Origin of the sequence: Micromonospora citrea, from assembly GCF_049629545.1 — a bacterium.
Classification (GTDB): domain Bacteria; phylum Actinomycetota; class Actinomycetes; order Mycobacteriales; family Micromonosporaceae; genus Micromonospora; species Micromonospora citrea_A.
The window spans coordinates 58101-83658 of sequence record NZ_JBNADX010000028.1; the positions used below are offsets into that span (position 1 = coordinate 58101).

At 74.2% G+C, this 25558-nt stretch carries 27 protein-coding genes; 14 read left to right on the forward strand and 13 right to left on the reverse strand.

The features are described from left to right. From ACPFP2_RS25000 to ACPFP2_RS25010, 3 genes are all read right to left on the reverse strand, one after another. Positions 1–951: an STM4015 family protein gene (locus ACPFP2_RS25000; RefSeq protein ID WP_424091964.1), complete on the reverse strand. Its 951-nt coding sequence runs from the start codon at positions 949–951 to the stop codon at positions 1–3. A 6-nt stretch (positions 952–957) separates the two neighbouring features. Then, positions 958–1890 (reverse strand): STM4015 family protein, encoded by a 933-nt coding sequence (locus tag ACPFP2_RS25005; RefSeq protein ID WP_424091966.1) that lies wholly within the window; start codon positions 1888–1890, stop codon positions 958–960. Between the two features lie 64 nt (positions 1891–1954). Next, positions 1955–2377, reverse strand: a complete 423-nt coding sequence (locus ACPFP2_RS25010; protein ID WP_424091967.1) for a DUF2809 domain-containing protein — start codon at positions 2375–2377, stop codon at positions 1955–1957. A gap of 129 nt (positions 2378–2506) precedes the next feature. Here ACPFP2_RS25010 and ACPFP2_RS25015 point away from each other — a divergent pair, with 129 nt between their 5' ends. Then, positions 2507–2827, forward strand: a complete 321-nt coding sequence (locus ACPFP2_RS25015; RefSeq protein WP_424091968.1) for a DUF1330 domain-containing protein — start codon at positions 2507–2509, stop codon at positions 2825–2827. A gap of 2 nt (positions 2828–2829) precedes the next feature. On the opposite strand, the gene ACPFP2_RS25020 is transcribed toward ACPFP2_RS25015, so the two are convergent. Genes ACPFP2_RS25020 through ACPFP2_RS25030 form a run of 3 tightly spaced genes read right to left on the reverse strand, consistent with a single transcriptional unit; the run spans position 2830 to position 4984 of the window. Next, positions 2830–3171, reverse strand: a complete 342-nt coding sequence (locus ACPFP2_RS25020; RefSeq protein ID WP_424091970.1) for a hypothetical protein — start codon at positions 3169–3171, stop codon at positions 2830–2832. Between the two features lie 42 nt (positions 3172–3213). Beyond that, a complete protein-coding gene (gene dinB / locus ACPFP2_RS25025; protein WP_424091972.1) occupies positions 3214–4401 on the reverse strand; it encodes a DNA polymerase IV in 1188 nt (395 codons plus the stop codon). 58 nt (positions 4402–4459) lie between these two features. Continuing rightward, positions 4460–4984, reverse strand: coding sequence for a GNAT family N-acetyltransferase (locus tag ACPFP2_RS25030; RefSeq protein ID WP_424091974.1), 525 nt, complete (start codon positions 4982–4984; stop codon positions 4460–4462). A gap of 97 nt (positions 4985–5081) precedes the next feature. Here ACPFP2_RS25030 and ACPFP2_RS25035 point away from each other — a divergent pair, with 97 nt between their 5' ends. Beyond that, positions 5082–5834, forward strand: a complete 753-nt coding sequence (locus ACPFP2_RS25035) for a dienelactone hydrolase family protein (protein ID WP_424092011.1) — start codon at positions 5082–5084, stop codon at positions 5832–5834. 177 nt (positions 5835–6011) lie between these two features. Further along, positions 6012–6725 carry an RraA family protein gene (locus ACPFP2_RS25040; RefSeq protein ID WP_424091976.1) on the forward strand — a complete coding sequence of 238 codons (714 nt, stop codon included), beginning with the start codon at positions 6012–6014 and terminating at the stop codon, positions 6723–6725. A 3-nt stretch (positions 6726–6728) separates the two neighbouring features. Here ACPFP2_RS25040 and ACPFP2_RS25045 read toward each other — a convergent pair whose 3' ends face one another. Continuing rightward, positions 6729–8303 (reverse strand): FMN-binding glutamate synthase family protein, encoded by a 1575-nt coding sequence (locus tag ACPFP2_RS25045; RefSeq protein WP_424091978.1) that lies wholly within the window; start codon positions 8301–8303, stop codon positions 6729–6731. Between the two features lie 282 nt (positions 8304–8585). Here ACPFP2_RS25045 and ACPFP2_RS25050 point away from each other — a divergent pair, with 282 nt between their 5' ends. Continuing rightward, positions 8586–9284, forward strand: a complete 699-nt coding sequence (locus ACPFP2_RS25050) for a hypothetical protein (protein WP_424091979.1) — start codon at positions 8586–8588, stop codon at positions 9282–9284. Continuing rightward, positions 9281–9637 carry a transcriptional regulator gene (locus ACPFP2_RS25055; RefSeq protein WP_424091981.1) on the forward strand — a complete coding sequence of 119 codons (357 nt, stop codon included), beginning with the start codon at positions 9281–9283 and terminating at the stop codon, positions 9635–9637. The genes ACPFP2_RS25050 and ACPFP2_RS25055 overlap by 4 nt, the downstream gene beginning before the upstream one ends. A 195-nt stretch (positions 9638–9832) precedes the next feature. Here ACPFP2_RS25055 and ACPFP2_RS25060 read toward each other — a convergent pair whose 3' ends face one another. Together ACPFP2_RS25060 and ACPFP2_RS25065 are read right to left on the reverse strand one after the other, a co-directional pair. Beyond that, complete coding sequence (locus tag ACPFP2_RS25060) at positions 9833–10246, reverse strand: VOC family protein (protein WP_424091983.1); 414 nt, start codon at positions 10244–10246, stop codon at positions 9833–9835. 70 nt (positions 10247–10316) lie between these two features. After that, positions 10317–10952 carry a TetR/AcrR family transcriptional regulator gene (locus ACPFP2_RS25065; protein WP_424091985.1) on the reverse strand — a complete coding sequence of 212 codons (636 nt, stop codon included), beginning with the start codon at positions 10950–10952 and terminating at the stop codon, positions 10317–10319. A 119-nt stretch (positions 10953–11071) separates the two neighbouring features. Here ACPFP2_RS25065 and ACPFP2_RS25070 point away from each other — a divergent pair, with 119 nt between their 5' ends. Then, positions 11072–12694, forward strand: coding sequence for an ABC-F family ATP-binding cassette domain-containing protein (locus tag ACPFP2_RS25070; RefSeq protein ID WP_424091987.1), 1623 nt, complete (start codon positions 11072–11074; stop codon positions 12692–12694). A gap of 11 nt (positions 12695–12705) precedes the next feature. Further along, entirely contained in the window at positions 12706–13584 is an 879-nt protein-coding gene (locus ACPFP2_RS25075) for a virginiamycin B lyase family protein (protein WP_424091989.1), read from the forward strand. A gap of 85 nt (positions 13585–13669) precedes the next feature. Here ACPFP2_RS25075 and ACPFP2_RS25080 read toward each other — a convergent pair whose 3' ends face one another. From ACPFP2_RS25080 to pip, 3 genes are all read right to left on the reverse strand, one after another. Beyond that, positions 13670–14803: a peptidoglycan recognition protein family protein gene (locus ACPFP2_RS25080; RefSeq protein ID WP_424091991.1), complete on the reverse strand. Its 1134-nt coding sequence runs from the start codon at positions 14801–14803 to the stop codon at positions 13670–13672. Between the two features lie 145 nt (positions 14804–14948). Continuing rightward, the gene (locus tag ACPFP2_RS25085; protein WP_424091993.1) at positions 14949–15590 is read right to left on the reverse strand and encodes a flavin reductase family protein; all 642 of its coding nucleotides are present in this window, start codon (positions 15588–15590) and stop codon (positions 14949–14951) included. A gap of 116 nt (positions 15591–15706) precedes the next feature. After that, positions 15707–16657 (reverse strand): prolyl aminopeptidase, encoded by a 951-nt coding sequence (pip, locus tag ACPFP2_RS25090; protein WP_424091995.1) that lies wholly within the window; start codon positions 16655–16657, stop codon positions 15707–15709. A 46-nt stretch (positions 16658–16703) separates the two neighbouring features. Between pip and ACPFP2_RS25095 the strand changes: the two genes are divergently transcribed. The 7 genes from ACPFP2_RS25095 to ACPFP2_RS25125 all read left to right on the forward strand — a co-directional run bounded on the left by ACPFP2_RS25095 (position 16704) and on the right by ACPFP2_RS25125 (position 24829). Then, complete coding sequence (locus ACPFP2_RS25095) at positions 16704–17195, forward strand: MarR family winged helix-turn-helix transcriptional regulator (RefSeq protein WP_424091997.1); 492 nt, start codon at positions 16704–16706, stop codon at positions 17193–17195. Positions 17196–17281: 86 nt separating this feature from the next. Next, positions 17282–18127, forward strand: a complete 846-nt coding sequence (locus tag ACPFP2_RS25100; protein ID WP_424091999.1) for an SPFH domain-containing protein — start codon at positions 17282–17284, stop codon at positions 18125–18127. A gap of 135 nt (positions 18128–18262) precedes the next feature. Then, positions 18263–19312: an aldo/keto reductase gene (locus ACPFP2_RS25105; protein WP_424092001.1), complete on the forward strand. Its 1050-nt coding sequence runs from the start codon at positions 18263–18265 to the stop codon at positions 19310–19312. A gap of 214 nt (positions 19313–19526) precedes the next feature. Next, positions 19527–21176, forward strand: coding sequence for a serine/threonine-protein kinase (locus tag ACPFP2_RS25110; protein WP_424092003.1), 1650 nt, complete (start codon positions 19527–19529; stop codon positions 21174–21176). A gap of 41 nt (positions 21177–21217) precedes the next feature. Further along, positions 21218–22309, forward strand: a complete 1092-nt coding sequence (locus ACPFP2_RS25115; RefSeq protein ID WP_424092004.1) for a hypothetical protein — start codon at positions 21218–21220, stop codon at positions 22307–22309. A 69-nt stretch (positions 22310–22378) separates the two neighbouring features. After that, positions 22379–23368, forward strand: a complete 990-nt coding sequence (locus tag ACPFP2_RS25120) for a mechanosensitive ion channel family protein (RefSeq protein WP_424092006.1) — start codon at positions 22379–22381, stop codon at positions 23366–23368. 204 nt (positions 23369–23572) lie between these two features. Then, positions 23573–24829, forward strand: coding sequence for an MFS transporter (locus ACPFP2_RS25125; RefSeq protein ID WP_424092008.1), 1257 nt, complete (start codon positions 23573–23575; stop codon positions 24827–24829). 141 nt (positions 24830–24970) lie between these two features. On the opposite strand, the gene ACPFP2_RS25130 is transcribed toward ACPFP2_RS25125, so the two are convergent. Continuing rightward, positions 24971–25390, reverse strand: a complete 420-nt coding sequence (locus ACPFP2_RS25130; RefSeq protein ID WP_424092009.1) for a YchJ family protein — start codon at positions 25388–25390, stop codon at positions 24971–24973. Between the last annotated feature and the right edge of the window lie 168 nt (positions 25391–25558).

Below are 25558 nucleotides of genomic sequence, written 5' to 3' on the forward strand. Positions count from 1 at the left end.
TCACTCCGACACCGCCGTGTACCGGTAGCTCTCCCCGTCGTACTCGTCGGGCTCCTGCGGATCCGACACGTCCACCCGCACACCGGGCAGCGAGGCGGCCACCGACGCGGCCGCCTCCTCGGACAGGAAGTGGTGGTGCAGGTCCAGCTCGCGCAGGTGGGTCAACGGCTGCCCGGCGAGCAGGGCGGCCAACCCCTCGTCGCCGAGGGTGCCCATGGACAGGTCCAACCGCGCCAACCGCCGCACCACCGGCGCCGAGGCGAGCGCGGCGGCGAGGTCGTCGGCGATCTCCGCGTTGCGCAGCCCGAGCCGGCGCAGCGCCGGGAACCGCTCGCCGGCCAGCAGCGGCGCGAGGTCGGCGACGCCCGTGTCACCGCCGTAGTCGTCGATGCCGAGCCACAGCTCCAGGTCGGTCAGGGCCGGCAGGTCGGAGTCGAGCACCGCGGTGACGAACTCCCGGGACAGCCCGCCGCTCTCCACCGTCAGCTCGCGCAGCCGCGCGTGCCGCACCGGGGAGAAGTGGAAGTCCTCGCCGCCGCGTACCCGCAGCACCTCCAGCTGCGGGTACGCCTCCAGCAGCGGGCTGACGTCACCCACCCGCATCCAGGAGACCTCGCACTCCTCGCTGGTCATGTCCCCGAGGAACAGGGCGCGCAGCGCCGGCAGCCGGGACGCCGCCGCGCAGAGCTGGGCGATCGGGGCGACGTGGAACGCCGCGTACCCCCAGGCGCCGACGACCAGCGACCGCACCGACGGCCCGGCAGCGGCGACGAACCGGTCGAAGACGGCGGCGAACTCCGCCGACAGGTCGCCCTCCCGGGTGCCCGGCGGGTAGTCCCAGCAGGCGATCCGCCAGGTGACCTCCCCGTCCACGGTGGGCAGTGGACCGTCGCCGGGCACGTCGACCACCGGCCGGCCGGCGAAGGTGCGCGCGTGGGAACCGAACGTCATCGTCGCTCACTCCCCGACCGCGGTGAACCGGTACTGCCGGCCGCTGTACTCGTGCGGGGTCTGCGGGTCGGACAGGTCGACCTCGACGCCCGGCAGGGCCGCGACGAGCCGCTCCTGCCACTGCGGCGACAGGAAGTGGTGGTGCAGGTCGAGCCGGCGCAGGTGGGTGAGCGGCTGCCCGGACAGCAGCGCCTCGGCGCCGGTGTCGGTGAGCACCCCCATGGACAGGTCGAGCACCTCCAGCCGGCCGACGACGGGGGCGGCGGCCACCGCCGCCGCCACGGCGTCCTGGGTGTCGGCGTTGCAGACCGCCAGGTGCCGCAGCGCCGGCAGGCCCTCGCCGGCCAGGAGCGCGGCGAGGTCGTCCACGGTGGTGTCACCGCCGTAGTCGGAGCGGCCCAGCCACAGCTCCAGCCGCCGTACGGCGGGCAGCTCGCTCTCCCCGACCGCCCGCACCACCGTGCCCGGCAGCCCGCCGGACTCGACGCGCAACTCGCGCAGGCCGGTGTGCTTCACCGGCTCCAGCCGCAGACCCTGCGCGCCGCGCACGTGCAGCACCTCCAGCTCCGGGTACGCCGTCAGCAGACCGGTGACGTCGCCGTGGGTGATCCAGGAGATCTCGCACTGCTCGCCGACCAGGTCGGCGAGGAAGAGCGCCCGCAGCCCCGTCCACTCCCGCGCCGCCTCGACGAGCAGGTCCACCGGCAGCGGCCGCTCGTACGCCTCACCCCACTCGCCGATCACCAACGCCCGTACGGCGTCGGCCGGCACCTCGGCGCGCAGCGCCCGGAACAGGTCGGCGAACTCCTCCGGGTCGGCGTCGAAGTCCTCGACCTCCAGCCGCCAGGCCACCGCCGACGGATCCTCCGGCAGGGTCATGCCCGGTGTGAACGGCAGCACCGGTGACCCGGCGAACGACGACAGGTGGGAAGCGATCACGGTTACCTCCGGTCCTACTGCGGCGACGGCGGCGAGACCGTAACAGCCGCACCCGACAGGAAGATCAGCAGTGGCGGACGGGCCTGCTCAGGTGGCCGCCGCGGGCGGTGCGGCGGGACAGCAGCGCGTGCAGCGCGACCAGCGGCAGCACTCCCACCGGGTACCAGGCCAGATCCACCGGATCGAACTGCACGCCCAGCGCCAACCGCGCCGCGAGGCTGCGCTCCGACAACGCCGCCGGGATCCCGGTGAGCTGGGCGCACTCCACCGCCCAGCAGAACAGCGTCGCGATCGCCCCGGCCGGCAGCGGGGCCAGCCGGGGCCGCAGGAAGAGCACCGCCGCCCACACCATCGACGCGTACAGGGCGGTGCCGGAGTGCTGCCGCAGCGCCCCGTCGTCGAGGGCGCGGATCGTCAGGGCCAGCCCGAGGAACAGGGCCGCCGCGACCGGCGTGAGCAGCCGTACCCGGCCCGGCGTGAGCGACATTCCCGGGATGCTAGCCGCGGTGCGTCCGGCACGGCGTCCCGCCACCGGCGGTCGGGCCGGGGCACGGCCGGTCGGCCGGCCGCGCGGGAGCGGACCCACCGTCAGGCTACCGGCAAGTAACATCGACGGATGACCGTCTACGCGCTCGCCCAGATCTCCGTGCACGACCGCGCCCGATACGACCGCTACGCCGCCGCCTTCCTGCCGGTCCTAGCCAAGTACCGGGGCCGGCTGCTCGCCGCCGACGAGGCCCCGCGGGTCGTCGAGGGCACGTGGCCGTACGACAAGGTCGTCCTGATGGCCTTCGACAGCCGGGAGAGCTTCCAGGCCTGGGCCGACTCCCCGGAGTACCGGGAGATCTCCCGCGACCGGGTCGCCGCCACCGACGGCGTCGTGCTCCTGCTCGACGGGCTCCCCGGCCACCGGCCGTCGGGCGGGCCGGACACCTGACCTCAGGCGACCCGGGGCGTCGGGACGACCGGCAGTGCCACCCGTCGGGCCGTACCGGAGATGTCGCCGGTCCGGATCACCTCCGTCTCCTCCGTCGCCACCGCGCCCTCGACGGCGGCCCCGACGTCCGGCCCGGCGGCACCCTCGATGGCGGCCAGCAGCGCCCGGAGCCGGCCCACGTCGGCGACGGCCATCCGGAAGGACCCCCGGCAGACGGCCCCGCTCCACAGCGACAGCACCACGGCCGCCCGTTCCGGGTGGTAACTGACCCGCATCGTCCGCTCGTCGCCCCGGGTGTCGGTGAACAGGTCACCGAAGCAGGGCATCGGTAGTACCTCTCCCATCCACCAAGGATGCCCGACGGGCCGGGCCGAAGAAAGCCCGCCTCAGTCGGGCAGCCGGGGCATCTCCAGCCCGGGGGCGCGCCCGAGCAGCGTGGCCCGGGTCAGCGCGGCGGACCCGAACCGGTCGCGTACGGCGTCGACCGCCGCGTCGAGTTCGGCGCCCGGATCCGGCGCGAACGGCAGTTCCGGCTGCACCGGGGCGTCGTCGAGGTTGCCGACGGAGACGCCGATCAGGGTGACGCCCCGGCGGTCGATCTCGGGCAGCGCCGCCCGCAGCAGCGTCCGGGCCGTGTCCAGCAGGACGGCGGTCTGCGCGGTGGCCTTGCCGACGGTGTGCGAGCGGGTGGCCCGGGCGTAGTCGGCGAAGCGCAGCCGCAGCACCACCGTGCGCCCGGAGCGCCCGGCCGCGCGCATCCGGCGGGCCACCCGGTCGACCAGGCCGGACAGGATCGCGTCCAGGTCGGCCGGGGTCCTCGGCCCGCCGCCCAGGGCGTGCTGCGCCCCCATCGAGGAGCGTCGGCGACCCACCTGCACCGCCCGGGGGTCCCGGTTGTGCGCCAGCGCGTGCAGGTGCCGGCCCGCGCCGCCGCCGACCAGCGAGACCAGCGCCGCCTCGCCGAGGCGGGCGACCTGCCCGACGGTACGGATGCCGCGCTCGCGCAGCTTCGCCGCGGTGACCGGACCGACGCCCCACAGCCGCTCCACCGGCAGCGGGTGCAGGAAGTCCCGTTCACCGTCGGGCGGCACCAGCAGCAGCCCGTCCGGCTTGGCGACCCCGCTGGCCACCTTGGCGAGGAACTTCGTCCGGGCCACCCCGACGGTGATCGGCAGGCCGACCTGCTCGCTGACCTCGCCGCGCAGCCGTCGGGCGATCTCCAGCGGCGGCCCGACCAGCCGGCGCAGGCCACCCACGTCGAGGAACGCCTCGTCGATGGAGAGCCCCTCCACGAGCGGGGTGGTCCGCCGGAAGATGTCGAACACCGCCCGGCTCGCCGCCGTGTACGCGGCCATCCTGGGTGCCACGACCACCGCGTCCGGGCAGAGCCGGCGGGCCTGCCCGCCGCCCATGGCGCTGCGCACCCCCCGCGCCTTCGCCTCGTAGCTGCACGCCAGCACCACGCCGCCGCCGACGATGACCGGGCGGCCGCGCAGCCGGGGGTCGTCGCGCTGCTCGACCGAGGCGTAGAACGCGTCCAGGTCGGCGTGCAGGATGCTGGCCTCGCTCGACACGAACACATGTTCGCATGGCCGACGACCGTCGCCGCGCTGACCTGCACGAACGCGTGTCCTACAGGTCGCGGAACGGCGCCGCGTACGCGAACTCGCCGCGGATCGCCGGCCGCCAGGCGGCCAGCGGGCGGGCCATGAAGTACTGCGGTCCCCACGGTCCCGGCGGTGTCACGCCCAGGTCGACCGCCGGCCGGAACCCGAAGCGCGGGTAGTACTCCGGATGCCCGAGCAGCACGACGAGCGGCTCGTCGCGCGCGTCGGCGGCGCCGAGCACCGCGTGCATCAGCGCCGAGCCGACCCCGCCCCGCTGTCGTCCGGGCAGCACACCGAGCGGGCCGAGGCCGACGGCGACGGGCTCGCCGGCCACGGTGCCGCGGGTGCACACCACGTGCCCGACGACCTGCCCGTCGGGGTCGACGGCGACGAGGGAGAGGGCGGGCAGCCAGCCGGCGTCGGCGCGCAGCGCGTCGACCAGGGTGGCTTCGACGGGTACGGCGTCCGGCGCGTCCGGCGCCGCGAAGGCGGCGTGGTGCACGGCGCGGATCGCGTCGATGTCGTCGGGGGTCTCACGTCTGATCAGCATCGGGGGGATCCTGCCGGACGGGGGTGACCGGCGGCCACCGGGTTTCGGACCGTCCGGGTAGCGTCCGGGGCGGCGTGACGACGAGGGAGGCGCGGTGGTGCGGACGACGACGGTGGACGTGCCGGTGGGCGACGGCGTGGCCGACGCGTACCTGGTGCGGCCGGAGGGGGACGGGCCGTTCCCGGCGGTGCTGGTCTTCATGGACGCGTTCGGGCCGCGACCGCGCCTGGTCGAGATGGCCGGGCGGCTGGCCGCCGACGGCCATCTGGTGCTGGTGCCGAACCTGTTCCACCGGGCCGGCCGGGCCCCGCTGGTGGACCTGTCCGAACTCGGTGACCCGGCGCGGCGCGGCGCGCTCTTCGCCCGGCTCACTCCCATGATGCGTGCGCTGACCCCGGGCCTGGTGGCCGCGGACACCGCCGCCTACCTGGACTTCCTGGCCGTCCTACCCGACGTCGCCCCCGGCCCGGCGGCGATCGTCGGGTACTGCATGGGCGGCAGGAACGCGCTGCACGCCATCGAGGCGCACCCCGACCGGCTGGCCGCGCTGGCGAGTTTCCACGCCGGGCGGCTGGTCACCGACGCCGCGGACAGCCCGCACCTGGGCGTCGGCGCGGTCACCGGCGAGCTGTACTTCGCCCACGCCGACCACGACCCGGCGATGACCGCCGACGACATCGCGACCCTGGAGAAGGCGCTCGACGCGGCGGGCGTGCGGTACCGCTCGGAGCGGTACGACGGTGCGCGCCACGGCTTCACCATGGCCGACACCCCGGTGTACGACGAGGCGGCCACCGAACGGCACTGGGCCGCCCTGTCCGACCTGCTCGCCCGCACCTTCGACCGGTGACGGCCGCGCCGGGCCCGGCGGGAGGTGCCCGGGCGCATCGTCGCCGGCTCGGGGGCACCTCGCACCGCGGTTGCCGGCCGACCGTCCCGACGGGTGACGGCGCCGGGGGACGCGGCGCGGGCCAGTGGTGCCGAAGTGGACCGCCACCCGGGCGGTGCGCCGATCTACCGTCATGCGATGAGCATCGATCCGCGGGAGTTGAGCGGGCGCTTCGCCGCGCTGACCACCGCCCACGTCGCCGACGCCTGCCTGCGCGCCGGGGTGCCGGTGCGCTGCGCGCCCGCCGCCGTGCGGCCGGTGGCGCCGGGCGTACGGCTGGCCGGTCGGGTCGTCCCGACCCGGCACGTCGGCAGCGTCGACATCTTCCTGGAGGCGATCCACCGGGCGTCCCCCGGCGACGTGCTGGTGGTCGACAACGCCGGACGCGTCGACGAGAGCTGCGTCGGGGACCTGGTGGTGCTGGAGGCGCAGTCCGCCGGCCTGGCCGGGGTGGTCGTCTGGGGCCTGCACCGCGACACCGCCGACATCCTGGCGGTCGGGTTGCCGGTGTTCAGTCTCGGCGCGACCCCCACCGGCCCGCTGCGCCTTCACCCGCGCGCGCCGCAGGCGCTGGAGTCGGCCGAGGTGGGGCAGTGGACGGTGGACGCCGACGATCTCGTCCTCGGTGACGACGACGGGGTGCTCTTCGTGCCGGCGGCGCGGGCCGCGCAGCTGTTCGACCTCGCCGCGTCGATCCGGGACACCGAGCGCCGGCAGGCCGAGCGGATCCACTCCGGGGTGTCGCTGCGGCAGCAGGTCGGCTTCGGCGCGTACCTGGCCCGGCGGGCGCAGCATCCGACGTTGACGTTCCGGGAGCACCTGCGGGCGGTCGGTGGCGCGATCGAGGAGTGAGCCTCAGCCGACGGCGGTGGCCGACGGGGGAGCGCTGCCGCCGCGCGGCGCCTCCCCGGTCATCAGCGCGACGATCTCGGCCCGGTCGGCGGCGGACGGCAGCCCCCACTCGGGGCGGTAGTCGTACACCTCCCGCAGCGGAGTGGACGAGGTGCGGCCGTCGAGGATCTCCACGGCGTCGGTGTCGATCAGCCCGGGGTGCTCCACCCCGCACGCCTCGGCGACCTTCACCAGGTCCCGCCGCAGCGTACGGACGTAGTTGGCGGCCCGCACCGACTTCAGCGTCGGGTCCAGGCCCCGGACCAGCCACGGGTTCTGGGTGGCGACGCCGGTGGGGCAGGTATCGGTGTGACACTTCTGCGCCTGAATGCAGCCGATCGCCAGCATCGCCTCCCGGCCCACGTTGACCATGTCGCAGCCGAGCGCGAACGCGACGACCGCGTTGTCCGGCAGGCCGAGCTTGCCGGCGCCGACGAACACCACGTCCTCGTGCAGCCCACGCTCGGCGAAGGTGCGGTAGACGCGGGCGAAGCCCTGCTGGAACGGCAGCGACACCGAGTCGGTGAAGATCAGCGGCGCGGCGCCGGTGCCGCCCTCACCGCCGTCGACGGTCACGAAGTCCACCCCACGCCCGGTGTCGCGCATCAGCGTGGTCAGTTCCTCCCAGAAGGTGAGGTCGCCGACGGCGGACTTGATGCCCACCGGCAGGCCGGTCTCGGCGGCCAGCAGCTCCACCCAGTCCAGCAGGCTGTCGCAGTCGGAGAACTCGGCGTGCCGCGACGGGCTGACGCAGTCCCTGCCCTCGAGGATGCCCCGGGTCGCCGCGATCTCCGCCGACACCTTCGCGGCCGGCAGCAGCCCGCCCAGGCTGGGCTTGGCGCCCTGGCTGAGCTTGACCTCCAGGGCCCGCACCGGCGCCCCGGCCACCAGGTCCTTGAGCCTGGCGAGGTCGAACCGGCCGTGCGAGTCCCGGCAACCGAAGTACGCAGTGCCGAGTTGGAACACCAGGTCACCGCCGTTGCGGTGGTACGGCGACAGCCCGCCCTCGCCGGTGTTCTGCAGGCAGCCCGCCAGCGCCGCGCCCTTGTTCAACGCGGTCACCGCGTTGCCCGACAGCGAGCCGAAGCTCATCCCGGAGATGTTGACCACCGACTCCGGCCGGAACGCCCTGGCCCGGCCGCGTGCCCCGCCGAGCACCTTCGCCGCCGGCAGGCGTACGTCGTGGCCGGCCGTCGGGGTCGACGGTGGCACCGCCCGGCCGAAGGTGCGGTGCTTGATGATCGGATAGCCGGGGGTGTACTCGATGTCGTTGTCCGTGCCGAAGCCGAAGTAGTTGTTCTCCTGCTTGGCCGAGGCGTAGATCCAGCGCCGCTGGTCACGGGTGAACGGCCGTTCCTCGTTGTTGCCCGCCACGATGTACTGCCGCAGCTCCGGCCCGATCGACTCCAGCAGGTAGCGGGCCCGCCCGATGACCGGGAAGTTGCGCAGCAGCGCGTGGTCGCGCTGGAGGACGTCGCGGGCGGCGAGGCCCGCGAGGGCGGCGGCGACGACGGGTACGGCTCGACCGGTCCACTTCATCCCGCCACACTTTCCGGTCCCGTCGCCGGTCAAACCGGTCCGGTGTCCCGTCATGGCACATGCTTGACACTCGCGTCCCACCTGATGCCTGACATGATCATCAGGACGCTTCGCGGGGCCTTCACGATCTGTGACGGGGGCGCGAATCGCGGAAGGTGAGTGCGCAGCGCCGACGAATGCTGACCAACATGAACGCCAAGATCGAAGATTCAGCGATCGATGACACGCTCGTCATCGCCAGCCCCACTAGCGCAAATCGGTTTGTTGTGCAAAGCTGTCTGCATGACTACTGCTTCGGTACCCGCTGGCGGCGATCCCCGCCGGCTGCTGGCTGAGGCGCGCGACCTCGCGCGCCGGGTCCGTCTTGCGCAGCGGGTGACGTGGTTGCCGCTGCTGGTGCTGGCCCTGGTCACCTTCGGCGCGATTCCCGTTTACCGGTTTGGCCACCGGGTCGTCAGCGACTGCCACGTGGTGGCGGACGGTCAGGTGTGCAAGGTCGAGTTTCAGGCCGTTGGGTTCTACTGGCTGGTGGCAATGGTGGTGGCGTATGTGGTGATCGCCGGCGGTTACCTGCGGGTGGCCCGGGCCCGGGGAGTGGGCGCCCGGGTCTGGCCGTACGTGCTCACCGGTGTCGCACTCGTCGTGCTGTTCTCCGCCGTCCCGCCGGCTTGGATCTTCCGCGACCCGACGGTGTACACCAACCACCCGTCCGCCTTTTCCCTCTTCCTGACCCGGCTGCTCGATCCGGTCGGCTTGATCGGGTTGGCCCTGCTGGTGCTGGCGTGGCTGGAGCGGCACGTTGCGCTGCTGCTGTTCACGCTCGGATACCTGGCGGTGGTGCTGGTGCCGGTCAACTTCGGCTGGGGGGCCGGCTGGGGCGGCCGGTGGGGGGACGCGCCCCCGCTGGTCATCAGCGGCGGTCTGCTGTTGCTGGGCAGCGCCGGTTTCGCGCTGGCGCAACGGCGGCGGCGGTCCCGGTGACCGGCCCCGCCGACACCCCGCCGCCGGACGAGACCGAATCCCCGCATCCGGTCACCGGGCTCGATGACGTGGTGCACCAACGGGTCCGGCTTGGCATCCTCACCATCGCGCACGAGGCCCGCCGGGTGGAGTTCGGCTACCTGCGCACCCAGCTGGAGCTGACCGCCGGCAACCTCTCCCAGCACGTCAGCGTGCTGGAGGCGGCCGGCCTGGTGCAGGTCGAGAAGGGCTACGCCGGCAAACGAGGCCGGACCTGGGTCACCCTCACCGCAGCGGGCAACGCCGCCCTTGCCGAAGAGATCGCCCGGCTGAAGCTACTGATCACCCGGGTCGAGACGGCCAACGGGCAGTAGCGACACCAACCGACCCGCGCGAGTCCTGCAACCTGGCGAATGGCGACCAGCTAGCTCAGCTGCCCAAAGGCGGAGTTGAGGGCGTCGTCACTGACCGCGTCCATTTCTCCCGACGGATCTAGGCCAACTGTCAAGCATGTCCTGGGACGGATATGTCAAGCATGTGGTGGGACTAGACAGGTCAAACCGGTCCGGTCAGCTCGACGCCTGGCTGATGTTCACCATCCACGGGGTGCCGAAGCGGTCCTCGCACTGCCCGAACTCGTCGCCCCACATCTGCTTCTCCAGCGGCACGCCGACCACCCCGCCGGAGGAGAGTTGGTCCCACCAGCGGCGCAGTTCCTCGGCGTCGTCGCCGCTGAGGGAGACGGTGTTGGCGTTGCCGCGGCGCAGCTCCATCCCGGGCGGCATGTCCGAGGCCATCAGCACGTGGCCGGCGGCGGTGCGCAGCATGCCGTGCATGATCTGGTCGGCCACGGCCGGGTCCGCCATGCCGAACTCGCCGAACGTGGTCAGCGACAGGTCCCCGCCGAACACCTGCTGGTATAAGCCCATCGCCTCGCGGGCGTTGCCGGCGAAGTTCAGGTACGGGTTGAGCTGCGATGTCACGACATCCTCCTCGAGGTCGACCCGCGCATCGTCGCACCGGGGACGTCCCGGCGGAGGCGTACACGCCGGGTCACGTCGGGACGAAGGCCCCCGCCGCCGCGGCGAGCGCCGCCGTCCGGGCCGCCTGTTGCGCGAGTGCCGCGTCCGCGCCGCTGCGCAGCAGGAGCAGTTCGTGGTAGACGGGCGCGGTCGCCGCGACCAGCAGGGCGCGCGCGTCGGTCCCGGCGGGCGCCTCGCCCCGGGCCACCGCCCGGTGGACGATCACGGCGCAGCGGTCGTACCGGTCGGCCCAGAAGGCGCGCAGCGCCTCGGCGGCCTGCGGGGAGCGGAACGACGCGGCGATCAGCGCGCCGGTCAGCGGCGGGTCGCCGGCCAGCGCCGCGTGGACCTCCCGGTTGATCGCCGTCAGGTCGCCGTCGAGGCTGCCGGTGTCGCGGGGCCGCCAGTCGTCGCCGGTGGCCTCGGCGAGCACGTCGGCGAGGAGCCCGCCGACGTCGCGCCAGCGTCGGTAGACGGTGGTGCGGTGCACCCCGGAACGGTCGGCGACGGCGTCGACGGTCAGCGCGTCGTAGCCCTGCTCGACCAGCAGGGCGGTGACCGCGTCGAGGACCCGGCGGCGTACCTGGGCGCTGCGGCCGCCGGGACGCCGGACGGGCCCGGGCGGTGGCGGGTCAGGGATACGGGTTGCCGGTGACGACTCGTCCATGGCACGATCTTATAGCAACAGTCGTCGCGTTAAGGAGGCCGCCGATGCTCCGGTGAGGTGATCGTCCCGACGGCCGCGCCCCGCCGCGGTCGCCCCGACCACCCACCCGTGGAGATCGCATGCCCACCCAGCTCAGCGTGCACGACCTGACCAAGGCGTACGGCGACCGCCGGCTACTCGACGCGGTGACCTGCGCGGTCGCCCCCGGCGAGCGCGCCGGGATCATCGGCGAGAACGGCGCCGGCAAGTCCACCCTGCTGCGCCTGCTCGCCGGCCTCGACACCCCCGACGACGGCACGGTCACCGTCACCGCCGACGGCGGCGTCGGCCACCTCGCGCAGGACGCCCCGCTGCCGCCACACCTGACCGTCGGCCAGGCCGTCGACGCCGCCCTGGCCGACCTGCGGGCCATGCGGGCCCGGCTGCGCGAGCTGGAGCCGCTGCTCGCGTCCGGCGACCCGCGCCTGCTCACCGAGTACGGCGACCTGGCGACCGCCTTCGAGCTGCGCGGCGGCTACGACGCCGACGCCCGGGTCGAGCGGGCCCTGCACGGCCTCGGCCTGGCCGGCATCGACCGGGACCGCCGCCTCGGCGACCTCTCCGGCGGGGAGCAGGCCCGCCTGCACCTGGCCGCGGTGCTCGCCGCCGGCGCCGAGGTGCTGCTGCTCGACGAGCCCACCAACCATCTCGACGACGCGGCGCTCGGCTGGCTGGAGGAGCACCTGCGCAGCCGGCGCGGCACCACCGTGGTCGTCTCCCACGACCGGGTCTTCCTGGAACGGGTCGCCACCGTCCTGATCGAGGTCGACGCCGACCGGCGCAGCCTGACCCGGCACGGCGCCGGCTACGCCGGGTACCTCGTCGAGCGGGCCGCCGCCCGGCAACGCTGGGCCCAGGCGCACCGGCGCTGGCGCGAGGAGGTCGACCGGCTGCGCCGCACCGCCGCCACCACCGCCCGCCAGGTCGCGCCGGGCCGCCCGATCACCGACGGCAACAAGATGGCGTACGACCGGGCCGGCGGGCGGGTGCAGCAGTCCCTGGCCAGCCGGGTCCGCAACGCCGAGCAGCGGCTGTGCCGCCTGGAGGCCGAGCCGGTGCCGCCCCCGCCGCGGCCGCTGCGGTTCACCCCGCCGCCGGCCCCGCCCGTGGACGGGGTCGTGCTCGACGCCGTCGGCGTGGCCGTCACCGGCCGGCTGCACCCGGTCGACCTGACCGTGCGGGCCGGGCAGCGGCTGCTGCTCACCGGGGCCAACGGCGCCGGCAAGAGCACCCTGCTGCGGATCCTCGCCGGGGAACTGCGCCCCGACACCGGCCGGGTGCTACGGCGCGTCCCGGTCGGTTACCTGCCCCAGGACGTCCCCGCGGACCGTCCCGGTCAGTCGCTGCTGGCCACGTACGCGCACGGCCGGGCCGGTGACATCGAGCGGCACCGGGCGGCGCTGCTGTCGCTCGGGCTCTTCCCGCCCGACCTGCTCGACGTGCCCGTCGGGCGGCTCTCCACCGGGCAGCGCCAGCGCCTCGGGCTCGCGCGCCTGTTCACCGCCCCGGCCGGCGTCCTGCTGCTCGACGAGCCGACCAACCACCTCTCCCTCGGCCTGGTCGAGGAACTGGAGACCGCACTGTGGGCGTACCCGGGGGCGGTGGTCGTGGTCAGCCACGACCGCCTCCTGCGCCGCCGCTGGCCGGGCACGACCCGGTCGATGGCGGCGGGCCGCCTGTTCACCGCCGCGTCGACCGTCTGACGGGAGTCGTCATGCCACCCACCATCACCGAACTGCCCGTGGCCGGGCCCGACGCCGGCCCGTACGCGATCACCGTCGGCCCGGACGGCGCGCTGTGGTGCACCCTGGTCCACGCCGGAGCGATCGTCCGGATCACCGCCGACGGGGACGTGCGCCGCCACGACCTGGACGACCCCGACTGTGGTCCGGCCCTGCTCGTCACCGGCCCGGACGGCGCGCTCTGGTTCACCCGGATGCGCGACCACCGCATCGGCCGGCTCGCCCTCGACGGCACGCAGACCTCGTACGCCGTGCCCGGCGCCGGCCCCTACGGCATCGCGGCCGGCCCCGACGGCGCGCTCTGGTTCACCGAGTTGGCCGCCGACCGGATCGGCCGGATCACCACCGACGGCGAGCTGACCCACGTCGACCTGCCGGTCACCGGCGGCATGCCGTCGATGATCGTCGCCGGGCCGGACGACGCCCTCTGGTGCACCCTGAACCAGGCCCACGCGATCGCCCGGATCACCACCGACGGCACGGTCGACGTCCACCCGCTGCCCACCGCCGGGGCCGCGCCGGTCGGCATCACCCGTGCCGCCGACGGGGCGCTCTGGTTCGTCGAGATCGGCGCCGGGCAGGTCGGCCGGATCACCGTGGACGGTGACGTCCGGGAGTACCCGCTGGCCGACCGGGCCGCCCGGCCGCACGCGATCGCCGCCGACCCGGCCGGCGGCTGCTGGTTCACCGAGTGGGGCGGCAACCGGGTCGGGCACGTCACCGCCGGGGCCGTCGTCGAGGAGTACGCGCTGCCGACGCCGGCCTGCGAGCCACACGGCATCGTCGTCGCGCCGGACGGCGACGTGTGGATCGCCCTGGAGGCGGGATCGGCGGCCCGGCTGACCCGGTAGCTGACCCTCGCCGGCCGGCGGGTGCCGGTCACGCCAGGGCGGTGGCGGGCCGTGTCGGTCCCGCCACCGCCCGGGCCGTCCCCGCTCAGTGGTGGCGGAACGACTGGCGGACGATGCCGCCGACCAGGGCGCACCAGGTGCTGGTGCTGACCTTGCCGGTGCGCGGCAGCCCGTGCAGCCGCTGGAGGTCCTTCACCGCGTGCTTCGTGGCGTGGTCGTACTCGCCGGTGACGGTGACCTCGGCGTGGCCCTTCCAGTTCAGCATGAACTGGATCGCCTGCACCGGCAGGCCGGTGGCGTCGAGGTCCAGTTCGGGGGCGAGGGTTTCCCAGGTGGGGCCGGTGAGAGTGGCGTCGACGTCGACGGGGATGCCGTTGCGCGCCTGCCAGTCCTGCACCGCCGCGATGGTGGCGGCGTCGAAGGCGCTGTTGGGCGTGACGGCGTAACCCCGGTACGCCAGCAGGTACTGGGCGACCCGGACGGCGGGGGAGCCGACGAAACGCCACAGGTCCGGCCAGCGGCGGGCCGGCACGTCGGCCAGATCGGTGCCGAGCCTGTCGAACACCCGCCGGCGCACGGTGGGGAAGAGGCGGTAGAACGTGGCGCCGGGGCAGAGGGTGGTCCGGAAGTCCCAGTGGCCGAAGATGTCGTGCGCGTGCAGCCCGTACTGCCGGCAGATGGTGGTGCAGAGGTCCACCAGGGAGTCCAGCAGCGCGTCCGGCGGGGTGTCGGTGACGTAGGTGCCCTCGTTCTCGATGCCGATGGACCGGCCGTTCTCCCCCGGGCAGTGGGCGGAGACCATCTGCCGGTCGCCGGCGGCCAGCCGCTCCAGGCTGCCGTGGCGTCCTTCGAGGACGTACCCGCCGCGGCTGATGGTGAAGTGCTGGCCGGTGTCGGACCAGCCGTTGTTGTCCATGTGCAGGTTCTGGCAGTCGCGGGCCAGCTTGATCGCCTGCGCCTCGGAGTAGTCCGTGACGTTCGGGAACGCCATGTGGTGGACGATGATCTTGTTGGTGGGGATCGCGCTGATCACCAGCGGGTCCGCCGGCGGGCGGGCGCCCCACTCGTCGCAGCTGATGATCCAGTCGAGGTCCGCGCCCGGGTCGGCCTGGGCGGCGGCCGGGAGGGCCAGTTCGGACCCGACGACCGCGACGGTGGCCGCGCCCAGACCGGCTCGCAGCAGGGTACGGCGGTCGAGTTCAGGGTGGTCGAAGTGCATGGCATCTCCTCGGCGGCCGACGGCGGCACTGGTGGCGGATGTGAAAAGTAGCTCCATACTGTTCGCGTGACGTGGAGGATATTGCCACCAGGGGCGTGCGCGCTAGAGGTCTGCGTCGATCCGTTCGCCGGCCGGCCGCCTCCGCTCAGGCGTCCGCCCCGACCCGTCCCCGGTGCGGCATCCGCCAGCCCTCGGCGAGCCGGGACGGGTGCACGTTGCGCCCGCCGCCGAAGAACTCGCAGAACTTCATGATCAGTGGATCCCACCCGATCGGGTCCACATGCGACGTCCCCGGGATGACCAGGCTCTGCTCGACGTGCGCGCGCAGCACCCGCACCTGGAACGCCGTCGCGTACGACGAGCTTCCGCCGAACGGGTACGACGCCACCAGCCGGCACTCCAACTGGATGGGGCACTGCGCCACCCGGGGCGGCGCCACCAGGTCCGACGGCTGCGCGGTCAACCCGGCGAGGCGGAACTTGTCCGGCTCGTACCTGTAGCCCTGCGCGGCCTTGTGCGCGGGCACCATCGGGCTGCCGGTGGTCAGCGCGATCCGGTCGACGGCGTCCACCATCGCCGACGACGGCAGGTTCAACACGCACTCGCCCTCGCGCAGCAGGTTCGCCGTGGTCTGCGCGCTGTCGCCCAGGCCGAGCATCGCGCAGTCGCCCAGCCACCAGGCGGACGACATCGGCGCGAGGTTGGCGCCGCCGTCCGGGTTGCGCGTGCTGACCAGCACCACCGGCGTTCCGAAGTAGAGGACCTTGAGACCGGGCACGACGTGCATCTGGCTGCCTTCCGGGAGTCGTCGCGACCGCTGGTGGCCGCGCGTCCGACTCTCCCCGAGACGGTAGGGAGTCGCTGGCGGCGATCGGACGTCGCGTTCGGCCCCCCGGGTGGCCGTCAGCCGGCGGCGAACCGGTCGAAGGCGGCCAGCAGGTGCCGACGGGTCTCCACGTTGCCCAGGTGCCCGGCCTCCTCGACCACGTGCAACTGCGCGCCCGGCCAGGCCCGGCGCAGCTCCCAGGCGGTCACCAGCGGGCTGCCCAGGTCGAGGCGGCCGTGGATCAGCACCCCGGGAATGCCGGCCAGCCGGCCGGCGTCACGGATCAGCTCACCCTCCGCCAGCCAGGCGCCGTGGGCGAAGTAGTGCGCGCAGATGCGCACCAGGGCGGTCCGGTCCGCCGACGGCCGGTCGCCGTACGGGTTGCCCGCGCCCTCGGCCGACACCACCGCGTCCTCCCAGGCGCACCAGTCGACGACCGCCCGCTCGCGCACCGCCGGGTCGGGGTGCTCCGTCAGCCGGGCGTACGCGGCGACGACGTCGCCGTCGGGGCCGACGCCGCCGCCGGCGAGGAACCGGTCCCACTGCTGCGGGAAGAACCGGCCCACGCCCCGGTACAGCCAGTCGATCTCGCTGCGGCGGGTGCTGGTGACCGCGGCGATGACGATCTCCGACACCCGCTCGGGGTGCCGTTCGGCGTACGCCAGGATCAGCGTGGAGCCCCACGATCCGCCGTACAGCAGCCAGCGCTCGACGCCCAGGTGCGTGCGGAGTCGTTCCATGTCGGCGATCAGGTGGTGGGTGGTGTTGTGCCGCATGTCGGTCGCCGGGTCGGCCGCGTGCGGGGTGCTGCGACCGCAGCCGCGCTGGTCGAAGAGGACCACCCGGTAGCGGTCCGGGTCGAAGTAGCGCCGGGCCCGGGTGCCGCACCCGGAGCCGGGCCCGCCGTGGACGACCAGGGCGGGCCTGCCGGCCGGGTTGCCGCAGGCCTCCCAGTACACCTGGTTGCCGTCGCCGACGTCGAGCATCCCGCGCTCGTACGGCTCGATCGGCGGGTACAGCTCGTCCATCGGTGACCTCCCCGGAAAATGCAACAGCGCTGTTATATTAGGGTACGTGCCCGACCCCACCTCCGGGCCCGCGCTGCTCGGCACCCGGCTGCGACACCTGCTGGAACTGCTCGACGGTGACGTGGCCGCCGTCTACGCCGACCTCGGCCTGCCCGGCTTCCGCCCCCGCTACACCCCGGTGGTGCGCACGCTGGCCGACGGCGGGCCACGATCCATCCGGGAGCTGGCCGAGGCCATCGGCGTGACCCACTCCGCCGCCAGCCAGACGGTGGCGCAGATGGCCAGGGACGGCCTGGTCACCCTCGCTCCCGGCGCGGACGCCCGGCAGCGCCTCGTCCGGCTCACGGCGAGGGCCGAGTCGCTGCTGCCCGTCCTCGACGTCGAGTGGGCCGCCACCACGGCCGCGGCCCGCCGCTTCGAGGCGGAGCTGTCGTACCCGCTGAGCCGGCTCGTCGACGAGGCCGTGGCGGCGCTGGGCCGCCGGTCGATGCGGCAGCGCATCGCCGACGTCGCACCCGGCCCGGCCGGGGCCGACTGACCCGGCGCGGGGTCGGGACGACTGTCCGCGCCCGGCGCGGGTATGCGCGGCGCCGGGAGGCGGACGCCTCCGGGAACGAGGGTGTCATGGGAGCCGCCGCCGGATTCGTCGGGCTGGTCGTCGTCGTCGCGATCGTCGTGCTGCTGCTCTCACTGAGCGTCCGGATGGTGCAGCAGTACCAGCGGGGGATCGTGTTCCGTTTCGGCCGGGTGCTGGACCGCATCCGCGAACCCGGCCTGCACCTGATCGTCCCGATCGCCGACCGGATGGTGCGGGTCAGCATGCAGACCACCGTGATCGGGGTGCCCGCGCAGGGGGCCATCACCCGCGACAACGTCACCCTCACCGTCGACGCGGTGGTCTACTACCGCGTCGTCGACCCGGTGAAGGCCCTGGTCAACGTGCGGGACTACCCGTCGGCGGTGCTCCAGGTGGCGCAGACCGCGCTGCGGTCGGTGATCGGCAAGGCCGACCTCGACACGGTGCTCGGTGACCGCGACAAGGTCAACGCCGAGCTGAAGGCGGTCATCGACGCGCCGACGGAGAAGCCGTGGGGGCTGCTCATCGAACGGGTCGAGGTCAAGGACGTCTCCCTGCCCGAGGGGATGAAGCGGTCCATGTCGCGGCAGGCGGAGGCGGAGCGGGAGCGCCGGGCCCGGGTGATCGCCGCCGACGGCGAGTTCCAGGCGTCCCGTCGGCTCGCCGACGCCTCCCGGGCGATGGCCGACACGCCCGGGGCGTACCAGTTGCGGCTGTTGCAGACGGTGGTGGACGTGGCCGCGGAGAAGAACAGCACCCTGGTCATGCCCTTCCCGGTGGAACTGCTGCGGTTCTTCGACGAGGTCGCCCGCGGCTCTCGGGAGCCGGCGGTCACCGAGCCGGCCGTGGAGGTCGTCCCGGGCGACGGGCACCGGCGCGAGGGCCACCGCTGAGCGGTGCCCGTCGTACCCCCGTCCGGGCCGCCACCCTCGGGCGGCGACCCGGATCCGCGGATTGACTTCGAGTGCGCTGGAACTCCTAGCGTGTCCGGCGACAGCACGAGGGACGTCGGCGAGGGGACCACACTCATGCGTTACCGCACCCTGGGCGGCACGGGCATCGAAGTCAGCACGTACTGCCTGGGCACCATGATGTTCGGGTCCGTCGGCAACCCGGACCACGACGACTGCGGCCGCATCGTCGGCGAGGCGCTGGAACAGGGGATCAACGTCGTCGACACGGCCGACATGTACTCGTCCGGCGAGTCCGAGACGATCGTCGGCAAGGCACTGCGCGGCCGCCGCGACGACGTCGTCCTCGCCACCAAGGTGCACTTCCCGATGGGCGAGGGGCGCAACCGCAGCGGCAACTCGCGACGCTGGATCACCCGCGCCGTGGAGGAGAGCCTGCGCCGGCTCGACACCGACTGGATCGACCTCTACCAGGTGCACCGGCCCGACGAGAAGACCGACCTCGAGGAGACCCTCGGCGTCCTCAGCGACCTGGTGCGTGCCGGCAAGATCCGTGCGTTCGGCTGCTCGACCTTCCCCGCCGAGCAGATCGTCGAGTCCCACCACGTCGCCGAACGGCGGGGGCTGGGCCGGTTCCGTACCGAGCAGCCGCCGTACTCGCTGCTGGCCCGTGGGATCGAGTCCTCGGTGCTGCCCGTCTGCCAGCGGTACGGCATGGGTGTGCTGGTGTGGAGTCCGCTCGCCTCCGGCTTCCTCACCGGCCGGTACCGCAGGGACCGGCCCGTCGACCTGACCAGCGGTCGCCCCGCCCTCACCCCGGCCCGCTTCGACCCGACGCTGCCTGGCAACGCGGCGAAGTTCGACGCCGTGGAACAGTTGACCGTCCTCGCCGAGGAGATCGGCCGCTCGCTGCCCGAACTCGCGCTCGCCTTCACCACCGCGCACCCCGCGGTGACCTCCACGATCATCGGACCGCGCACCGCCGCGCAGTTGCGGGGGCTGCTCAAGGCGGCCGACCTCGCCCTCGACGACGCCACCCTGGACCGGATCGACGCGATCGTCCCGCCCGGCGCCAACCTCTACCCCCCGGACGGCGTGTGGCGGCCGCCGGCGATCGCCGACCCCGCCCTGCGGCGGCGCCCGGCGTACGAGCGGGCCGCTGCCTGAACGGCCGCACCCGCCCGCCGCTCCCGATCGGGGGTCGGGAGCGGCGCTCCGGATCCGCGGCGTCAAGTCCCCTGTCCGAAACCCATCGGCCACGACGGCTGTCCGTACGCCGGGAAACAACCGTTGCGCCGATGGCCGGGTTGCGCGCGGCGGCGAGAATGATCAGCGTGGCCCTGATCCCTGACCACCTCCGGCAGACCGGGGGGACCGCCGCGTGAGCACCGACTGGCAGCTGTCGGGTTACACGCCCGTGCGGCAACTCGGCGCCGGCGCGTCCGGCCGCGTCCTGCTCGCCACCCACGACGCGAGCGGCGTACCCGTCGCCATCAAGTACCTCACCAGCTCCGTCGGCGACGATCCGTCGTTCCGTACGGCGTTCCGGGACGAGGCGTTGCTGCTCGTCGAGATCGACGACCCGCACATCTCCCGGCTCTACGAGTACGCCGAGTCGCCGCAGGGCGCGGCGATCGTGATGGAGCTGGTCAACGGGGTGTCGCTGCGGCAGATGCTGCGCGCCCACGGCCCCACCGAGCCGGAGGCCGCGCTCTGCGTGCTCAAGGGCTCGCTCGCCGGTCTCGCCGCCGCCCACACCCGAGGTGTGGTGCACCGCGACTACAAGCCCGAGAACGTGCTGGTCGACGTCGAGGGGCGCAGCAAGCTCGCCGACTTCGGCATCGCCGTGCCGATGGGCCGCGACGGCGGCGGCTCGGTCAGCGGCACCCCCCGCTACATGGCGCCGGAGCAGTGGACGGGAGCGCCGGCCAGCCCGGCCTGCGACATCTACGCCGCCACCGCCACCTTCTACGAGTGCCTGACCGGCCGTCCGCCGTACGACGGCAAGGACCTGTTCACCCTGCGCGACCAGCACGCCCAGGCGCCGATCCCGACCGACCCCGCGCCGGAGCCGGTGCACGGCCTGCTCCGGCACGGCATGGCCAAGAGCCCCGCCGAACGGCCGCAACCCGCGTACGTCTTCCTCACCGAGCTGGAGCGGACCGCCGTCGCCGCGTACGGCGAGGACTGGGAGGAGCGGGGCCTGCGCGAGCTGGCCCGGCGGGCCGCCCTGCTGGCCGCGCTCTTCCCGTTCCCCGACGGCGTCGGCGGCGCCACCAGCGTGGCGAGCACGAGTCTCGGCATCGGGCGGATGTTCCCGCGGCACGGCAGCGCCCGGGCCGCGCTGCTCGGCAGCGGCCTGGTCGCCGCCCTGCTGCTCGGCGGGGCCGGCCTCAGCTACGCCTCCCGGCACGCCCCGGCGTTGGCCCTCACCGACGGCACGTCCGCGCCCCGCGCGTCGGCGGCCACCTCGTTCGGCCCGACGGAGCCGGTGGCCGCGCCGCCCATCACCGCCGTGTCGCCCAGCCTGACCCCGACGTCGACGCCCACCCCGATCCCGTCCGAGGCCGGCGCCTCGCCCATCCGGACCCTGTCGGCGACGGCGACCCCCACCCGCACCCGCCCGGCGACCCCGACGCCGCCCCCGTCGCCCAGCACGAGTCCGCCCCCACCCGCGGACGTCACCGCGCCGTCGGTGGGCAAGCTGGACGTCACCCCGCGTGCCCTGGAGCCCGGCGGCTGCCCGTACGGCACCCAGGTCAGCACGGTCACCGCCACCGCCTCCGACGACCGGACCGCGGACGCCGACCTGCGGGTCTCCTTCCGGTACGTGCTGGAGGGCACCAGCCACACGGTCCGGATGACCCACCTGGGCGGCGGCGCCTACCGGGGCACGCTGGGTGAGCTCCCGACCCCGAAGTCGAGCACCCGCATCCCGGTCGAGGTCATCGCCGTCGACGCCGCCGGCAACGCCTCGGCGGCGGCGGGCCCGGAATACGTGTCGCTCTCCTCGTACTGCACTCCCGGCTAGGGGCCGACGGTGCGACAGTTCCCGACCGGAGGTGGGCTCGGATGACCAGACCCGACGAGCGGGGCGAGCCCACCGTCCACCTGTCGGCGGGTGAGCCGACGGTGTATCTGGGGGCGGGGTCCGACGACGGCACCGTCCACCTGGGCCAGGCCGACCGGACGGTGTCCTTCGGCGCTGGCGGTCCGGCGGCGGACCGGGACGCCACGACGGCGTTTCCCGACGTGGACCGGACCGTGCACCTGGCCGGCGCCCACCCCACCGGCTACCCCCCACCCATGGACGAGACCGTGCATCTGCGTGGCACGGACGAGACGGTCCACCTGGGTGGCACGGACGAGACGGTCCACCTGGGTGGCACGGACGAGACGGTCCACCTGGGTGGCACGGACGAGACGGTCCACCTGGGTGGCACGGACGAGACGGTCCACCTGCGTGGCGCCGACCGGACGGTCCACCTGCCGGGCGGCGGAACGCCGGGCGTCGGCGACCGGACGTGGGCGGCTGCGGACACCACGGCGCGCACCGGGGCCGCGTACCCCGACGCCACCGCCGCCCTGACCGCGCCGACGGCACACGGCGGGCGGACCGGCGGGGCGACGGCCACCGGCCGGGGCGTGCCCCCGGGCGGGGCGGGTGGCGAGGTGCGTTTCGGCCCCGGCGTGCCCACGACGCCGCCGGCCGCGCCGGCCTGGCCGACGGCGGCGCCCCCGGCCCGCCGCCGGCCGCTGTGGCGACGGGTGGTCTCCGTGCTCTCCGCCCTGCTCACCCTCGCACTGGTGGTCGTCGTCGGCCTCTGGCTGTGGCAGCGGCTCGACCCCCTGGAGATCACCGAGGTGGACGTGGCCGTGCCCAGCCCCGCCGGGGACCGCTGCGACGTGACCGTCGACGTCGTCGCCACCGTGCGCACCAACGGCCGGGCCGGAGTGATCGAGTACCAGTGGCTGCGCTCCGGCTCCCCGCCCGGCGCACTGCTCAGCGAGCGGGTCGGCTGGGGCCAGAAGACCGTCACCCTCACCCTCAAGTGGGCGTTCAGCGGCGTCGGCACCACCCGGGAGACCGCCACCGTCAACATCGTGGACCCCTCACCCCGCCAGGCCCGCACCGAGGTGACCTACGCCTGCCGGGCGTCCTGACGAGCGTTTCCGCACGGGCGGGTTCGGGTAGGTCGGCAGCCGACCGATTCGACCGTGTGGAGGGTCCGTATGAAAGACAACTTCGGCGACGCGGTGGGTGACGCCTTCCGCGCGGTGATGCTCTTCCTGCCCAAGGCGCTCGCCTTCGTGGCGATCCTCGTGGTGGGCTGGCTGGTCGCCAAGGCCGTGCTGAAGATCGTGGACAAGGTGCTGGAGCGGGTCCACTTCGACAAGGCGGTCGAACGCGGCGGCATCAAGACCGCCCTGGCCCGCTCCCGGTACGACGCCAGCGACATCGTCGCCAAGCTCGCCTACTACGGGGTCCTGCTGGTCACCCTCCAGCTCGCCTTCGGCATCTGGGGCCCCAACCCGATCTCCGACCTGATCGCCGGGGTCATCGCCTGGCTGCCGCGCGCGTTCGTCGCGATCGTCATCGTGGTGGTCGCCGCGGCCATCGCCACCGCGGTCAAGGACATCATCTCCAGCGCCCTCGGCGGCCTCTCCTACGGCCGGGTGCTGGCCAACATCGCCTCGGTGTTCATCCTCGGGCTGGGCGTCATCGCCGCGCTCAACCAGATCGGCGTCGCCACCGCGGTGACCACCCCGGTGCTGATCGCGGTGCTCGCCACCGTCGGCGGCATCCTCGTCGTCGGGGTCGGCGGCGGGCTGGTCCGCCCGATGCAGAACCGCTGGGAGTCCTGGCTGACCCGCGCCGAGCAGGAGTCGCAGGTCATCGCCACGCACGCGCGGGCGTACCAGGCGGGCAAGCGGGACGTGCAGGCTCACCTCGGCGCGTACCCGGCCACCCGGGGCGACGACGCCGACGCGACCCAGGTGGTGCCGCGCGCCGACGACGCCGACGCCACCCAGGTGGTGCCGCGCCACGACGAGTCCGACCGGACCCAGCCGGTCACCCCGTACGCCGACGCGGACGTCAACCGTCCGGCGAACCCGGTCGTACCGCCGCAGGCGACGGCCAGGCACGACGAGCCGGCCCGCGACGACGTCGAGGCGACCATGGTGATCCCGCCCGCCGACGCGGAGAAGTTCCGCCGCTGACCGCACGGCCGACGCCGGCGGGACGGGCCCACCCGGGTCCCGTCCCGCCGGCGTCCTCGCGTGTCCAGGGGCCCCGGCCGACCCCGGCGCGGGCTAGCATCGACACATGACCTGGCGATGTTGATCCGCTCCTGAGGGCCGCTGCCGCGGACCACCGGGCGACGGGTACGCCCCGCGTCCGTCCGGTCCCGTGGAAAGGCCCCCATGACCACCGTCTCCGCACGCGTGCCCGATCCCCGCGTCCGTCGCCTGGCCGGCACGCTCTACGCGTATGCGTTCCTGTGCGACTTCATCCTGCTCTATCCGCTCTACGCGCTGCTGTTCAGCGACACCGGCCTGTCCGTCGGGCAGATCTCGTCGCTCTTCGTCATCTGGTCGGCGACCAGCATCCTGCTGGAGGTGCCCTCCGGCGCCTGGGCGGACGCGTTCTCCCGCCGTCTGTTGCTCTGCCTCGCACCGCTGCTGGCCGGCGCCGGCTACGCCCTGTGGGTGCTGGTCCCGTCGTATCCGGCGTTCGCCGTCGGCTTCGTCCTCTGGGGAGCCGGTGGCGCGCTCGGCTCCGGCGCGCTCGAGGCGCTGGTCTTCACCGAACTCGACCGCCTCGACGCCGCCGGTCGGTACGCCCGCACCATGGGCCGGGCGAAGACCGCCGGGGTGCTCGGGGCGCTCACCTCGATCGGCCTGGCCGGTCCGGTCCTCGCCGTCGGCGGCTACCCGGCCGTCGGGGCGGCCAGCGTGCTGGCCTGCCTGCTCGCCGCCGCCGTCGCGACCCGGCTGCCCGAGCACCGCGACACCGCGTCGCCGGAGGTGGACGGGGCGGACGGCGACGACCTGGGCTGGCTGGCGAGCCTGCGCGCCGGCCTGGCCGAGGCCCGGGCCGACCGGCGGGTACGCGCCGCGCTGCTGCTCGTGCCGGCGGTCGCCACCGTCTGGGGCGCCCTCGACGAGTACACGCCGCTGCTGGCCCGGGACACCGGCGTCGCCGAGTCGACCGTGCCGCTGCTGCTCCTGCTCACCTGGCTGGGGGTGACGCTGGGCGGTCTGCTGACCGCGCCGGCCGAGCGGCTGCGCACCCGCGGCTACGCCGCGCTGCTGGTCGTCGCCGCCGTGACGCTCGCGGTCGGGGCGGGACTGCGGCACCCGGCGGGGTTCGTGCTGATCGGTGTCGCCTTCTGCGCCTTCCAGATCGCCACCGTGCTGGCCGACGCCCGGCTCCAGGCCCGGATCGCCGGTCCGAGCCGCGCCACCGTCACCTCCGCCGCCGGGATGGCCACCGACGTCGCGATCATCGCCGTCTACGGCGGGTACGGACTGCTCGCCGGCATCGGCGGCAACGCGACCGCCTTCGTGGCGGCGGCCGTGCCGTACCTGATCGTCGCGGTCTGGCTGCTGACCTCCCCGGACGCGCGCCGGGCGGGACGGGCCGCGGCGGTAACCACGCGCCCCGGGGCGACCCGGTGATGGTGCCGACCGCCCCTGGGGCGGCGCTCGCGTCGGGCCCACCCCGCCGTTTCGTGCCGGCCCGGATGGATGGCCGTGCCGGACGTTCCGTTGGCGTTCGAATGGCGGGCTGCGGGGTCGCGCGTGACGGCGTCGCCCTGATCAGTCGGGCAGGGCGTCGAGGTAGACCCAGCGGCCGTCCTCGCGGACGAAGCGGCTGCGCTCGTCGAGCGTCCCCGGCCGGCCCGCCTCCCGGTAATGGGCCCGGAACGTGACCGTGCCCTCGCTGTCGAAGAGGCTGCCCCGCTCGGTGTCCACGATCTCCAGGCGGGTCCACTGCTGGCCGGGGTCGAGCCGCAGCCGGGCCGGCCGGGTCGAGGAGTGCCAACTGCGCAGCAGGTAGGCGGCGTCGCCCACGGCGAACCCGCTGTACCGGGACCGCATCAGCGCCTCCGCCGTACCGGCGGTGCCCTCGCCCCGGTGCACCGGGCCGCAGCAGTCGGCGTACGGCAGGCCGGAGCCGCACGGACACGGCCGGCCCGGGTCGCCGGGCACGCTCCGACGGGTTCCACGTCTCGCCACGGCCCCATCCTGCCGCACCCACCGCCGCCGCCCCGCCCGGGTACGCCGAAGGGCCGGCCCCCGGGTGGGGGTCGGCCCTTCGGTGTGTTGGTCAGTGGGAGTAGCCGCGGGTGGCGGCCCAGTCGGCGAGGGTGTCGATGTCCATCTGGTAGGTGGCGGTGTTCGGGT

Bases quoted from the DNA above. Each gene is read 5' to 3' on its own strand.
- ACPFP2_RS25080 (WP_424091991.1), bottom strand. From the start codon at position 14,803: ATGCACTTCGACCACCCTGAACTCGACCGCCGTACCCTGCTGCGAGCC.
- ACPFP2_RS25105 (WP_424092001.1), top strand. From the start codon at position 18,263: ATGCGTTACCGCACCCTGGGCGGCACGGGCATCGAAGTCAGCACGTAC.
- ACPFP2_RS25065 (WP_424091985.1), bottom strand. From the start codon at position 10,952: ATGGACGAGTCGTCACCGGCAACCCGTATCCCTGACCCGCCACCGCCC.
- ACPFP2_RS25070 (WP_424091987.1), top strand. From the start codon at position 11,072: ATGCCCACCCAGCTCAGCGTGCACGACCTGACCAAGGCGTACGGCGAC.
- ACPFP2_RS25125 (WP_424092008.1), top strand. From the start codon at position 23,573: ATGACCACCGTCTCCGCACGCGTGCCCGATCCCCGCGTCCGTCGCCTG.
- ACPFP2_RS25120 (WP_424092006.1), top strand. From the start codon at position 22,379: ATGAAAGACAACTTCGGCGACGCGGTGGGTGACGCCTTCCGCGCGGTG.
- ACPFP2_RS25045 (WP_424091978.1), bottom strand. From the start codon at position 8,303: ATGAAGTGGACCGGTCGAGCCGTACCCGTCGTCGCCGCCGCCCTCGCG.
- ACPFP2_RS25015 (WP_424091968.1), top strand. From the start codon at position 2,507: ATGACCGTCTACGCGCTCGCCCAGATCTCCGTGCACGACCGCGCCCGA.
- ACPFP2_RS25075 (WP_424091989.1), top strand. From the start codon at position 12,706: ATGCCACCCACCATCACCGAACTGCCCGTGGCCGGGCCCGACGCCGGC.
- ACPFP2_RS25040 (WP_424091976.1), top strand. From the start codon at position 6,012: ATGAGCATCGATCCGCGGGAGTTGAGCGGGCGCTTCGCCGCGCTGACC.
- ACPFP2_RS25085 (WP_424091993.1), bottom strand. From the start codon at position 15,590: ATGCACGTCGTGCCCGGTCTCAAGGTCCTCTACTTCGGAACGCCGGTG.
- ACPFP2_RS25050 (WP_424091979.1), top strand. From the start codon at position 8,586: ATGACTACTGCTTCGGTACCCGCTGGCGGCGATCCCCGCCGGCTGCTG.
- ACPFP2_RS25020 (WP_424091970.1), bottom strand. From the start codon at position 3,171: ATGGGAGAGGTACTACCGATGCCCTGCTTCGGTGACCTGTTCACCGAC.
- ACPFP2_RS25100 (WP_424091999.1), top strand. From the start codon at position 17,282: ATGGGAGCCGCCGCCGGATTCGTCGGGCTGGTCGTCGTCGTCGCGATC.
- ACPFP2_RS25030 (WP_424091974.1), bottom strand. From the start codon at position 4,984: ATGCTGATCAGACGTGAGACCCCCGACGACATCGACGCGATCCGCGCC.
- ACPFP2_RS25000 (WP_424091964.1), bottom strand. From the start codon at position 951: ATGACGTTCGGTTCCCACGCGCGCACCTTCGCCGGCCGGCCGGTGGTC.
- ACPFP2_RS25010 (WP_424091967.1), bottom strand. From the start codon at position 2,377: ATGTCGCTCACGCCGGGCCGGGTACGGCTGCTCACGCCGGTCGCGGCG.
- pip (WP_424091995.1), bottom strand. From the start codon at position 16,657: ATGGACGAGCTGTACCCGCCGATCGAGCCGTACGAGCGCGGGATGCTC.
- ACPFP2_RS25115 (WP_424092004.1), top strand. From the start codon at position 21,218: ATGACCAGACCCGACGAGCGGGGCGAGCCCACCGTCCACCTGTCGGCG.